The organism is Escherichia ruysiae (assembly GCF_031323975.1).
In the GTDB taxonomy this organism is placed as follows: domain Bacteria; phylum Pseudomonadota; class Gammaproteobacteria; order Enterobacterales; family Enterobacteriaceae; genus Escherichia; species Escherichia ruysiae.
Map to the genome: position 1 here is coordinate 4,480,400 of NZ_JAVIWS010000001.1, position 12,103 is coordinate 4,492,502.

At 47.7% G+C, this 12,103-nt stretch carries 12 protein-coding genes; 6 read left to right on the top strand and 6 right to left on the bottom strand.

Annotated elements, in window-relative coordinates; all coding sequences use genetic code 11:
• Positions 1-54: 54 nt before the first annotated feature.
• On the top strand, positions 55-1,296 hold the full coding sequence (gene fabF / locus RGV86_RS21395; RefSeq protein ID WP_000044680.1) for a beta-ketoacyl-ACP synthase II: 1,242 nt from the start codon (positions 55-57) through the stop codon (positions 1,294-1,296).
• Between the two features lie 58 nt (positions 1,297-1,354).
• On the opposite strand, the gene RGV86_RS21400 is transcribed toward fabF, so the two are convergent.
• The 6 genes from RGV86_RS21400 to RGV86_RS21425 form a co-directional block, all read right to left on the bottom strand.
• Entirely contained in the window at positions 1,355-1,882 is a 528-nt protein-coding gene (locus RGV86_RS21400) for a fimbrial protein (RefSeq protein WP_085460622.1), read from the bottom strand.
• Positions 1,883-1,896: 14 nt separating this feature from the next.
• Complete coding sequence (locus RGV86_RS21405; RefSeq protein ID WP_085460623.1) at positions 1,897-2,418, bottom strand: fimbrial protein; 522 nt, start codon at positions 2,416-2,418, stop codon at positions 1,897-1,899.
• 9 nt (positions 2,419-2,427) lie between these two features.
• Complete coding sequence (locus RGV86_RS21410; protein ID WP_137598406.1) at positions 2,428-3,450, bottom strand: fimbrial protein; 1,023 nt, start codon at positions 3,448-3,450, stop codon at positions 2,428-2,430.
• A 1-nt stretch (position 3,451) separates the two neighbouring features.
• The gene (locus RGV86_RS21415) at positions 3,452-6,025 is read right to left on the bottom strand and encodes a fimbria/pilus outer membrane usher protein (RefSeq protein ID WP_085460624.1); all 2,574 of its coding nucleotides are present in this window, start codon (positions 6,023-6,025) and stop codon (positions 3,452-3,454) included.
• Positions 6,026-6,054: 29 nt separating this feature from the next.
• Positions 6,055-6,732, bottom strand: a complete 678-nt coding sequence (locus RGV86_RS21420) for a fimbria/pilus periplasmic chaperone (RefSeq protein ID WP_000778187.1) — start codon at positions 6,730-6,732, stop codon at positions 6,055-6,057.
• Between the two features lie 74 nt (positions 6,733-6,806).
• A complete protein-coding gene (locus tag RGV86_RS21425; RefSeq protein WP_000669543.1) occupies positions 6,807-7,340 on the bottom strand; it encodes a fimbrial protein in 534 nt (177 codons plus the stop codon).
• Between the two features lie 356 nt (positions 7,341-7,696).
• On the opposite strand from RGV86_RS21425, the gene pabC reads away from it, so the two are divergent.
• From pabC to RGV86_RS21450, 5 genes are read left to right on the top strand one after another with little or no spacing between them, the layout of a single operon-like run.
• Entirely contained in the window at positions 7,697-8,506 is an 810-nt protein-coding gene (pabC, locus tag RGV86_RS21430) for an aminodeoxychorismate lyase (protein ID WP_085460625.1), read from the top strand.
• A 2-nt stretch (positions 8,507-8,508) separates the two neighbouring features.
• Positions 8,509-9,531 carry a cell division protein YceG gene (gene yceG, locus RGV86_RS21435; RefSeq protein WP_085460626.1) on the top strand — a complete coding sequence of 341 codons (1,023 nt, stop codon included), beginning with the start codon at positions 8,509-8,511 and terminating at the stop codon, positions 9,529-9,531.
• Positions 9,521-10,162, top strand: coding sequence for a dTMP kinase (gene tmk / locus RGV86_RS21440; RefSeq protein WP_001257008.1), 642 nt, complete (start codon positions 9,521-9,523; stop codon positions 10,160-10,162). The genes yceG and tmk overlap by 11 nt, the downstream gene beginning before the upstream one ends.
• Entirely contained in the window at positions 10,159-11,163 is a 1,005-nt protein-coding gene (gene holB, locus RGV86_RS21445) for a DNA polymerase III subunit delta' (protein WP_085460627.1), read from the top strand. Before tmk ends, holB begins: the two co-directional genes overlap by 4 nt.
• A gap of 10 nt (positions 11,164-11,173) precedes the next feature.
• Positions 11,174-11,971 (top strand): metal-dependent hydrolase, encoded by a 798-nt coding sequence (locus RGV86_RS21450; protein WP_000480284.1) that lies wholly within the window; start codon positions 11,174-11,176, stop codon positions 11,969-11,971.
• The last annotated feature ends 132 nt before the right edge of the window (positions 11,972-12,103 follow it).

A 12,103-nucleotide genomic window follows, 5' to 3' on the forward strand; every position in this document is an offset into this window, starting at 1 on the left:
GTTTTATCTTTTTGTCCCACTAGAATCATTTTTTTCCCTCCCTGGAGGACAAACGTGTCTAAGCGTCGTGTAGTTGTGACCGGACTGGGCATGTTGTCTCCTGTCGGCAATACCGTAGAGTCTACCTGGAAAGCTCTGCTTGCCGGTCAGAGTGGCATCAGCCTAATCGACCATTTCGATACTAGCGCCTATGCAACGAAATTTGCTGGCTTAGTAAAGGATTTTAACTGTGAGGACATTATCTCGCGCAAAGAACAGCGCAAGATGGATGCCTTCATTCAATATGGAATTGTCGCTGGCGTTCAGGCCATGCAGGATTCTGGCCTTGAAATAACGGAAGAGAACGCAACCCGCATTGGTGCCGCAATTGGCTCCGGGATAGGCGGCCTCGGACTGATCGAAGAAAACCACACATCTTTGATGAACGGTGGTCCACGTAAGATCAGCCCATTCTTCGTTCCGTCAACGATTGTGAACATGGTGGCAGGTCACCTGACTATCATGTATGGCCTGCGTGGCCCAAGCATCTCTATCGCGACCGCCTGTACTTCCGGCGTGCACAACATTGGTCATGCTGCGCGTATTATCGCGTATGGCGATGCTGACGTGATGGTTGCAGGTGGCGCAGAGAAAGCCAGTACGCCGCTGGGCGTTGGCGGTTTCGGCGCGGCACGTGCATTATCTACCCGCAATGATAACCCGCAAGCGGCTAGCCGCCCGTGGGATAAAGAGCGTGATGGTTTCGTACTGGGCGATGGTGCCGGTATGCTGGTGCTCGAAGAGTACGAACACGCGAAAAAACGCGGTGCGAAAATTTACGCTGAACTCGTCGGCTTTGGTATGAGCAGCGATGCCTATCATATGACGTCGCCGCCGGAAAATGGCGCAGGCGCAGCTCTGGCAATGGCAAATGCTCTGCGTGATGCAGGTATTGAAGCGAGCCAGATTGGCTACGTTAACGCGCACGGTACTTCAACGCCTGCTGGCGATAAAGCCGAAGCGCAGGCAGTGAAAACCATCTTCGGTGAAGCTGCAAGCCGTGTGCTGGTAAGCTCCACGAAATCCATGACCGGTCACCTGTTAGGTGCGGCGGGTGCGGTAGAGTCTATCTACTCCATCCTGGCGCTGCGCGATCAGGCTGTTCCACCGACCATCAACCTGGATAACCCGGATGAAGGTTGCGATCTGGATTTCGTACCACACGAAGCGCGTCAGGTCAGCGGAATGGAGTATACCCTGTGTAACTCCTTCGGCTTTGGAGGTACTAACGGTTCGTTGATCTTTAAACGCGTTTAATCCTTAAGTAGATAGTTAAAAAGCGAAACACAATGTGTTTCGCTTTTTTTACGTCAACTTATTGATAAGTAAACGTAAACTGCACAACAGTATGGAATTCACCTGCCGTGACCGTACCGGTAGGTGTATACATCCGTGCAGCAAGTGGGAAGGTCGCTTTTCTACTGGCCTGGTCGACGTTTACCGTCATTTTACCATTCGGGCTTATTTCCGTTATGTGGTCATCCGTCATAATCTGCAGCGCCATCCCGGTGGCATCCCCAAGTGTATTCGCGAACTTCGTCTGGTCAACAAGATCGCTTTCCCCGGTAAACAACGCTGTAACACTGCTTGTTGATGCAGGGCAAGAAGATAAATTCAGACTAAAGTTCTGCCACTCACTGGTATGGCCGACCGTGTCGTAATTAACGGCTCGCGCCTGCTCAAAGCTGACAGTTTGAGCCTTCGTTTGTGTATCTATGACGCATGCTGATGCTACCACCGTGCCATTAATGTTAATATCAGCCGCTTGGGCAGAGTGAAATGCACATAAAGGCCAGAGAGTTACCAGTAAGGTAAAAATTGTGGCACTTCGTTGAGTAATCATGGCGCTAGCACCTGTTACTGATAAGTAAATGTTGCCTGAACCAGGCCGGTGATTGAACCAGGCATCACATTTCCTTTCGATACAGCCCGCGTACGAAGCTGAAGGTCATAGGCGTGAGAACCAGGAATAGGGGTATTATTGATTGATGAACCATTACCCAACGTTGTAGAACCATCCTGCGTAGTGAGCTCAAGAGAGAGATTAGTTGCTGAACCAGTATTGGCGTAGTTTGTGGCAATATCACCGTCCGGCGTACCAGAGAAAGCGACGCTAAAGCTGGAGGTTGAGAGTGGGCAATTGGTTAATTGCAAAGAGAAGTCTTTCCAGGTGGATGCGCTTCCCGCAGCCGAAAGAGAATCCGCCTGAATATTATCGCCAATATTTACATTCACGGCACTATTCCCACCATTAACGACGCACGGAGATGCCAGTACTAATCCATTAATATTGATCTCTACCGCATTAACGGAGGAAGCCCCCAGAAGACTGCTGGCGATAACAAATATTATAAACTTACGCTTCCATATTATATTCATCATTTTTCCTTAATTATATTGTACAGTAAATTGCAATGCGGATTTTACCTGGCCGGTGGTTATGTTATTAACATCGTCAATGTAATAAGCTACTTTATATTCGGGTATTGTATAATCACCTGAGCCGATATAATTCAATGCAAAGTTATTGTTAAACTGATCGAATCCGCTTCCATCGGGGTTTTGAAATTGCACATATACGCCTTGCGCATAACCGGTTCCGGTCTCACCGTTCATCACGCCATCCACCGAGCCGTGAGTTCCGTATAAGGCGCTAAATTTGTAAGAGATACCCGTAATTGCGCCCGGACAATTTGTTAATGTTATTGTAGGTATTGGCGTAGCCAGTTGTGCCCCACTAACTGCATTACCGCCATAAAGTGTTGTAAGGTTCACTTCTTTTGGAGCATTTATTGTGCATGGCGTCATGGTAGGCTGCGAAGAAACTCCTGAGCGTGCAAGAAATGATTTATCCGAATAAGTGCTTCCCGGCGGGTTGTGATAATTTAATGTGACGTCAGGAACAGCGACAAGAGGTCCTGGCGGTATCTGCTCTGTAAGACGAACTAATTCATACTTGATGTGTATGTAACCACTCTTGCTTAAACCTTCCGGGAAAGTCAGCGTGTGAGGTGCTGCTTTCGCCAAATTTGGTGTGGTATCTGTTGGGGTTGAAAAATTGAGTTGATATGCAATGCCAATACCAGGATTGCTTGTTTGATATATGGTTGCTCCGTCGCCCGTTGTTCCGACCACCGTCCCATTTACTGTAAGATCGGCATATGCACTGCCAGAACCTCCGGACGCGATATTGATCCAATAAAATTTATTCCAGTCATCAAACCAGGTTGTTCCACCTACACTCGTTGGTATGCTCCACGTTGAAAAATCATGAGGGTAGGTGACTACCTGTGCAGTATCAGTCTGAAATTGCGATGCTGTTGTTGTTAACGGCAGTGATGCAATGCCTGAGATAAGAAAGATGATTACCCTTTGTTTATTCATAGCATTGTTTCCTCTTTTCTGGCTCAATTTATTCGCACCTTCCATGGCTCTCTAATACACTATTTGTCGATTGCTGTTGAGTGACGTTGAATTCAACCCGGCAATTTTGGTGCGCATTGTTTCCCCATTTAACGGCGAGTACACCACTGTCCGGCATACCTGTCATATAGACTTGTCCGTTATCGCCGACGATAAAGCTGTTTGCATTTTCGCTGTTAAGCAGGGTGACAATGGCTCCGAAAGGTATTGCTTCTCCCGATGGTTTATCCAGCATCATTAATACACGATTACCTACGCGAATATTAAAGTTTGCTCGCGCGATAGCGCCACGTGTCGGCGTTACTGTACGTGAGGAGAGCTCAACATCTGCATTTTCAGGTAATGCTTCAGTGTTAAGTGAAATAGTGTTTTCACGATAGGGGCTGATATAAGGAACGATCGTGTAGCCACGAAAGTCGGTGTTTACACCGGTCTGGTTACTGATATTTACACCGCTGGCACCTGGCGCTTCAACCAGTGCAGTGGTTTCTCCCAGGGACTGGCTTAGTGTGATGCCATTGGCATGAACAACAATACCCCCATCAATACCATAGTTCACCCGGTGCTGGTTCTGGTCATAACTGTACGCAGCATTGACGCGACCATAGGTTCCCTGATAGTCCAGGCTGGCATAACCGCCATTACCTACACCGTGATCCGTTTCACTTTCCTGAATATTCCAGTTGAGGTTCTGATCGTCAAGCGCAGAACCATTCAGGCCTACAGAATGACTGGTATCGCCGTGTTTACTGGTATTCAGACTGTAGCTCGCCCAACTGTTATTCAACCAGCGATTTAATGGAATATTGATATTAAATGAGAAAATCTGATCGCTATTGTAGTACTTATTACGCGTTGTATTATTGTCGCGGTAATTACTATTGTCGTTGGTATTACGGTTATAACTGTAATTCAGGCTGTAAGTCATGCCGCTCCAGCTATTACTGTAGCCAACGCCAACAGAACGCATTTGTCGATCGCTGTTCCAATAATCTTCGCTAATGGCATTAAGCGATACTGAACCAGCATTCTGTCCAAGATTTTGGTTAAGCAGGAACTCCGCTCGGTTACGCCGCCGTTCTGGCATGTTTTGATTATTTTCACGCCAGGTGTCGAGCGTTTCTTGCAGTGAATAATAACCCGATGTGGAATAGCGATAGCCCGCGATAGAAACATTAGTCCCGGTGGCGAGAATGTTTTTACTATAGCGTACCCGTACTGACTGACCGCTGGTTTTCTCTTGTTCCTGCTGTTGGGACCAGGCCTGGGCGGTATCGATAGATAAGGCGCCCATTTCACCCAAGTTTTTACCCATACCGAAAATTAATGATTGATAATGTTGCGAGAATTGCCCACCGCCATATAAGGTAAATCCAACGGGCAGGCCATATATGGCAGTTGCTTGCGTGAAATACTCTTTATCAACACGGCTGTCATAAGAGCGGTATTTTCCGCTGGTCACGCTATATTTCAGGCGGCCTTCACGTTGCAACACGGGGAGCGATGCAAAGGGAACAACCTGGTGCTGTTCACTGCCATCCGCTTCTTTGACCGTTACGTCCAGATCGCCGCTACTTCCGGTCGGATACATATCCGTGATTTCAAATGCGCCTGGCGAAACATAAGTTTGATAAATGGTATAACCATTTTGTTTAACAATAACCTGCGCATTGGTTCTGGCGATTCCGCGTACAACAGGTGCATAACCACGCATACTGTCAGGTAACATATCGTCATCAGAAGCTAGCTGCACACCGCGAAACGGAACGCTATCAAACATATCTGACGGAGAAGAGCTTTCTCCAAGCGTGAGCTGGCTCTTGAGCGAAATGATATTTCGCTGGGCATAGGTATACAGAGAATCCCAGTTGTTCTGGGTATCACTACCAAAAGTGTTACGACTCCAGGTACTGTAATTACGTAAGCGCCATGGCCCGATATTTAATCCAGGAAGGAGATTAAGATAATAGCTGTCAGAATCAGATGAATTGCTATCACGCGATTTTGTATTAGCACCGGTGAAATTGTAGTTCAGCAGTAACGCATTTATTCCTTCATCCAGATTTTCAGGCGCCACGTATCCACGCGGTTTCGCTTCGACTGCCGCTTGAGGTATTTCCACCATTAGCTGCTGACGGTTAAAAATGAGTTTTGCCGAGGCCATCGGAATTGCCGCGAGATTGGCGCAGCCTTCATTATTGATCAGTTGCGGGAATAACTCGGTACGAACACCAAATTGCTTTAATTTTTCCACCGATATGCATGGTTGCAATATGTTCTGACCCTGAAGGTCTTTCTGCATACTGAAAGTAATATCGTGTGTACCCAGCGACATTTTGTTTAGGTAAACGTCAACACGATAGGTTCCAGGAATCTGACCGACACCCTCTTCAAAAGCGCTAAGATCTGAAATACCTGAGCCAGGGCCGTCGATTCCCAGTAATGCGGGGTTAAAATATTCGCGTGCATATGCCGATGAGGCGAGAGACAGGGCGCATTGCAGAGCAACGAAACAGGCAATTTTGTTCCGTATCATTTTCTTTTTATTGATTCTTGAACTCATTACACATCCTTATGCAGTTAAATGACGTCTTACAAAGAAGCGTTGTGTACGTCGCCTGCTGCACCGTAATCACTGATGATTGTCCAGCTTACATTTCCTGTTGTGTTGGCTGGAATTTGAAATGTCGCACTACTCATAGGAGCAACATATGTGGCATCAGGTAATGCTTTTCCGCCAATCTTGACCTGACTGAAGTTCATATAGTAAGCAGTTGGGTTGGTGACAGTGATTTGCTGTCCGCTACGTCGCCAGGTCAAATTTTTCACGACTTGTTCTGGTAATGTGGACGAAATCTCATGTGGTCGATAAATCAATTTAATTCGCGTTTTAATGGCAATTTGCAAGGTGTTGACATTTTCCTGCTTTTCAGTTGCAGGTATCGTTTTAATATTCATCCAGTACATCGTTTCGCGATCTGTCGGCAGATTGCCGCCAGCGCGAATAATGCGCAACGCATTTTCTTCAGTGGCGCCCAGGCGGAACAGAGGGGGGGTAATAATAAAAGGGGCTTTGGCGTTGGTTTGCGGATCTCCATCGACCCATGATTGAATAAGGTAGGAGGATTTATCCGGATTTTTCAGGTGCAGAGACGTTTCTTTTTTATCGCCGTTATAAATAACTCGTGTTCCTCCAACAATGACACCCGCCTGTGCAACAGAGTTGGATAATAACAATGCAGTAGCAAGAAAATAAGTCGATAATTTCATCTCAAAAACCTTTAAAAGGTAAAACCGAGTAACTCGGTTTTACCTGACGTAATTATATTAAAATCAGGCGTATCTTAGTTATACGCTAACGTAAAGTTCACAGTACCATTTGCACTACCAACCGCTATGGTATCTTCTGTAGCGATATAACGTGCAAAGAAGTCCAGGTTAGTGTCGCCAGTGCTATTGAGAGCCGTGCTATCGGATTCAGTACCGAGAGGTAGCACGCTACCGGAAGAATTCATGAGCTGAATTGCAACACCTTTTGCTACACCGGTTGTACCGTAATCAGTAACTTGTAAAGCATCCTGGTTGATCTGATCCGGAGTACCATCGTATTTAACAGCAACATTTTTGAGCTCATTCGGGCAATTTTTTAATACCAGTGTAAATTTGGTATTTGCAGCAGTAGTCCCAGCCGTAGCGTTAAAAGCTGTTTTAGCAATTGTGCCTAATTTCACTGTCATTGGAGATGACAGCGTACTGTTAACTTCACAGCCTGATTCAATGATATCTCCAATAAAATTTATTTTACCATCATCTGCAGAGGCGACAGAGCTAAGACCAGCGGTTGTTACTAAAACCAGAGCGGCTAGTTTGAATTTCATTTACATTATCCTTGAGATTGCAGCAAATATGCTTACTTTGACAGTACTAAGGCACTGCCATCACTCCAGTGAATTTTAAATTCCTCAGGAAAAAATATAATATTAAAGCACGAAACGTTAAACACCTTATTTTTACTTAAATATGTTTTTAGGCATGCTTAATTGATTCGTATTGCGTATGATTGGTGGTGAAGTTTGTGAGGATTGCTGGGGGAGTTGTACAATCATATTGATGATTTAAATGTGTGCTGTCGTATAAATATCTTTGGGCAATCAAAAAGAGGCCAGTGAACAGATAAATTTGAACATAGAAGCTAAAATAATTTATTGTATTTCTTTGTTTATTGGGGAAGTGAATGTTTTTAATTAATGGAAAATGTAACAATGAGTTACCGGCTTGTGACAGGAGCATACAGTTCGGTGATGGATGTTTTACAACGGCTGTGATAAACTGTGGGCAGGTAGTACTCTTGACCGCGCATTTAACACGTTTACGTGAAGCCTGCTCCCGTTTAAGCATTCCTTATTCCGACTGGTCTATACTGGAAGATGAGATGCAAAGTCTGGCACGACAAGCTGAGCGTGGCGTTTTAAAAGTTATTATCACTCGCGGCAGTGGTGGTCGAGGATATAGCATCGCCCACTGCGAATCGCCTGGGCGCATTTTATCTGTCTCCCCCTTTCCTGAACATTACACCCGCTGGCGGCGGGAAGGTATTACTCTGGCGCTAAGTCCAGTACGCCTTGGACGTAATCCTTATCTCGCAGGAATTAAACATCTTAATCGGCTTGAGCAAGTACTGATCCGCTCTCATCTTGAGCAGACAAACGCCGATGAGGCGCTGGTTCTTGACAGCGATGGGTGGGTTACGGAATGCTGTGCGGCTAATTTGTTCTGGCGCAAGGGCAACGTAGTTTATACGCCGCGTCTGGATCAGGCTGGTGTCAACGGCATTATGCGACAATTCTGCATCGGTTTACTGGCACAATCCTCTTATCAGCTTGTCGAAGTACAAGCCTCGCTGGAGGAGGTGATGCAGGCAGATGAGATGGTAGTCTGTAATGCGTTGATGCCAGTGATTCCCGTGCGTGCCTGTGGCGAAGCCTCCTTTTCGTCAACAACGCTATATGAATATTTAGCCCCACTTTGTGAGCACCCGAATTAGTCATGAAAAAAGTGTTATTGATTGTCTTGTTATTGCTGGTGGTACTGGGTATCGCCGCTGGTGTGGGCGTCTGGAAGGTTCGCCATCTCGCCGACAGCAAATTACTTATTAAAGAAGAGACGATATTTACCCTCAAACCGGGAACCGGACGTCTGGCGCTCGGTGAACAGCTTTATGCCGATAAGATCATCAATCGCCCACGGGTATTTCAATGGCTGCTGCGTATCGAACCGGATCTTTCTCACTTCAAAGCCGGAACTTACCGCTTTACACCGCAGATGACTGTGCGTGAGATGCTGAAATTGCTGGAAAGCGGTAAAGAAGCACAGTTTCCACTACGCCTGGTGGAAGGGATGCGTCTGAGCGATTACCTCAAACAATTGCGTGAGGCACCGTATGTCAAGCACACGCTGAGCGACGATAAATATACCACCGTGGCACAGGCGCTGGAGCTGGAAAAACCGGAGTGGATTGAAGGCTGGTTCTGGCCAGACACCTGGATGTATACCGCCAATACCACCGATGTTGCGTTACTCAAGCGAGCACACAAGAAAATGCTGAAAGCGGTTGATAGCGCCTGGGAAGGGCGTGCGGACGGTCTACCTTATAAAGATAAAAACCAGCTGGTGACGATGGCATCAATTATCGAAAAAGAAACCGCCGTTGCCAGTGAGCGAGATCAGGTTGCCTCGGTCTTTATCAACCGTTTACGCATTGGTATGCGCCTGCAGACCGACCCGACGGTGATTTACGGGATGGGAGAGCGTTATAATGGCAAACTTTCTCGTGCAGATCTGGAAACGCCAACAGCGTATAACACCTACACCATTACCGGTTTGCCGCCAGGCGCGATTGCTACGCCGGGGGCTGATTCGCTGAAGGCTGCTGCGCATCCGGCAAAAACGCCGTATCTCTATTTTGTGGCCGATGGTAAAGGTGGTCACACGTTTAATACCAATCTTGCCAGTCATAACAAGTCTGTGCAGGATTATCTGAAAGTGCTTAAGGAAAAAAATGCGCAGTAAGTATATCGTCATTGAAGGGCTGGAAGGCGCAGGCAAAACCACCGCACGCAACGTGGTGGTTGAGACGCTTGAGCAACTGGGTATCCGCGACATGGTTTTCACTCGGGAACCTGGCGGTACGCAACTTGCCGAAAAGTTAAGAAGCCTGGTGCTGGATATCAAATCGGTAGGCGATGAAGTCATTACCGATAAAGCCGAAGTGCTGATGTTTTATGCCGCGCGTGTACAGCTGGTAGAAACCGTCATCAAACCGGCACTGGCAAACGGCACCTGGGTGATTGGCGATCGCCACGATCTCTCCACTCAGGCGTATCAGGGCGGTGGTCGTGGTATTGACCAGCATATGCTGGCAACGTTGCGTGATGCCGTTCTTGGGGATTTTCGCCCTGATTTAACGCTCTATCTCGATGTTACCCCAGAAGTCGGCCTTAAGCGCGCGCGCGCGCGCGGCGAGCTGGATCGCATTGAGCAAGAGTCTTTTGATTTCTTTAATCGCACCCGCGCCCGCTATCTGGAACTGGCTGCACAAGATAAAAGCATTCACACTATTGATGCAACACAATCGCTGGAAGCCGTCATGGACGCGATTCGCACCACCGTGACTCACTGGGTTAAGGAGCAGGGCGAATGAGATGGTATCCATGGTTACGACCTGATTTCGAAAAACTGGTAGCCAGCTATCAGGCCGGAAGGGGTCACCATGCGCTACTGATTCAGGCATTACCTGGCATGGGCGATGATGCCTTAATCTACGCTCTTAGCCGTTATTTACTTTGCCAACAACCGCAGGGGCACAAAAGTTGTGGTCATTGTCGCGGATGCCAGTTGATGCAGGCGGGGACGCATCCCGATTATTACACTCTTGCTCCCGAAAAAGGGAAGAATGCTCTGGGCATTGATGCCGTGCGTGAAGTCACTGAAAAGCTGAATGAACACGCACGATTAGGCGGTGCGAAAGTTGTCTGGGTCACTGATGCCGCCTTGCTGACCGATGCTGCTGCCAATGCCTTGCTGAAAACGCTGGAAGAGCCGCCAGCGGAAACCTGGTTTTTCCTCGCTACACGAGAACTTGAACGCTTACTGGCAACACTGCGCAGCCGTTGTCGCTTACATTACCTTGCACCGCCGCCAGAACAGTACGCAGTGAGCTGGCTTGCGCGTGAAGTGACAATGTCACAAGAGGCCATAATAACCGCATTGCGTCTGAGCGCCGGTTCGCCTGGCGCGGCGTTGGGGCTGTTTCAGGGAGATACCTGGCAGGCACGTGAGATACTTTGTCAGGCATTGGCACACAGCGTGCAATCGGGTGACTGGTATTCGATGTTGTCGGCACTGAACCACGAACAAGCTCCGGCGCGTCTGCACTGGTTGGCAACTTTGTTGATGGATGCGCTCAAATGCCATTATGGTGCTTCACAAGTCACCAATGTTGATGTTCCTGGTGTTGTCACCGCACTGGCAAACCAGCTTTCTCCCTCTCGCCTGCAGGCTATACTGGGGGATGTTTGCCAAAGTCGTGAGCAGTTAATTTCTGTCACAGGCGTAAACCGCGAGCTTGTCATCACCGATCTTTTACTGCGTATTGAGCATTACCTGCAACCGGGTGTTGTGTTACCGGTTCCTCATCTTTAAGAGAGACATTATGTTTTTAGTCGACTCACACTGCCATCTTGATGGTCTGAATTATGAATCTTTGCACAAGGACGTGGATGACGTTCTGGCGAAAGCCGCTGCGCGCGATGTGAAATTTTGTCTGGCGGTCGCCACGACATTGCCCGGTTACCTGCATATGCGGGATCTGGTCGGCGAACGTGACAACGTCGTTTTTTCTTGCGGCGTGCATCCGCTAAATCAGAATGATCCCTACGATGTGGAAGATTTACGCCGTCTGGCAACAGAAGAGGGCGTTGTTGCGCTGGGTGAAACCGGGCTGGATTATTATTACACGCCGGAAACAAAAGTCCGTCAGCAAGAATCCTTTATTCACCATATCCAGATTGGTCGCGAACTGAACAAGCCGGTTATCGTCCATACGCGTGACGCCCGCGCCGATACGCTGGCTATTCTGCGCGAAGAAAAAGTGACGGATTGTGGTGGCGTACTACACTGTTTTACAGAGGACAAAGAAACGGCGGGCAAGTTACTGGATCTCGGATTTTATATCTCCTTTTCCGGCATTGTGACCTTCCGTAATGCGGAACAACTGCGCGATGCCGCGCGTTATGTCCCGCTGGATCGACTCCTGGTGGAAACTGATTCGCCTTACCTGGCGCCAGTGCCACATCGAGGAAAAGAGAATCAACCTGCAATGGTTCGTGACGTTGCAGAATACATGGCTGTGTTGAAAGGTGTTGCCGTTGAAGAACTGGCGCAGGTAACCACCGATAACTTCGCCCGTCTGTTTCACATCGACGCTTCCCGCCTTCAGTCCATCAGTTGAATGAATTTTTTTTAAGCTCGTAATTAATGGTTAAAACGAGTAAAGTTCACCGCCGCAAATTGGGCGGTGGCTAACCATGTTTGTAATATCTTGACATATGTTTTGTCAAAATGTGCAACTTCGCTAAAGACC

Excerpts from the sequence above, each read along its gene's own strand:
- RGV86_RS21400 (WP_085460622.1), bottom strand. The coding sequence starts at position 1,882 with ATGATTACTCAACGAAGTGCCACAATTTTTACCTTACTGGTAACTCTC.
- RGV86_RS21405 (WP_085460623.1), bottom strand. The coding sequence starts at position 2,418 with ATGAATATAATATGGAAGCGTAAGTTTATAATATTTGTTATCGCCAGC.
- RGV86_RS21415 (WP_085460624.1), bottom strand. The coding sequence starts at position 6,025 with ATGAGTTCAAGAATCAATAAAAAGAAAATGATACGGAACAAAATTGCC.
- RGV86_RS21420 (WP_000778187.1), bottom strand. The coding sequence starts at position 6,732 with ATGAAATTATCGACTTATTTTCTTGCTACTGCATTGTTATTATCCAAC.
- RGV86_RS21425 (WP_000669543.1), bottom strand. The coding sequence starts at position 7,340 with ATGAAATTCAAACTAGCCGCTCTGGTTTTAGTAACAACCGCTGGTCTT.
- pabC (WP_085460625.1), top strand. The coding sequence starts at position 7,697 with ATGTTTTTAATTAATGGAAAATGTAACAATGAGTTACCGGCTTGTGAC.
- yceG (WP_085460626.1), top strand. The coding sequence starts at position 8,509 with ATGAAAAAAGTGTTATTGATTGTCTTGTTATTGCTGGTGGTACTGGGT.
- tmk (WP_001257008.1), top strand. The coding sequence starts at position 9,521 with ATGCGCAGTAAGTATATCGTCATTGAAGGGCTGGAAGGCGCAGGCAAA.
- holB (WP_085460627.1), top strand. The coding sequence starts at position 10,159 with ATGAGATGGTATCCATGGTTACGACCTGATTTCGAAAAACTGGTAGCC.
- RGV86_RS21450 (WP_000480284.1), top strand. The coding sequence starts at position 11,174 with ATGTTTTTAGTCGACTCACACTGCCATCTTGATGGTCTGAATTATGAA.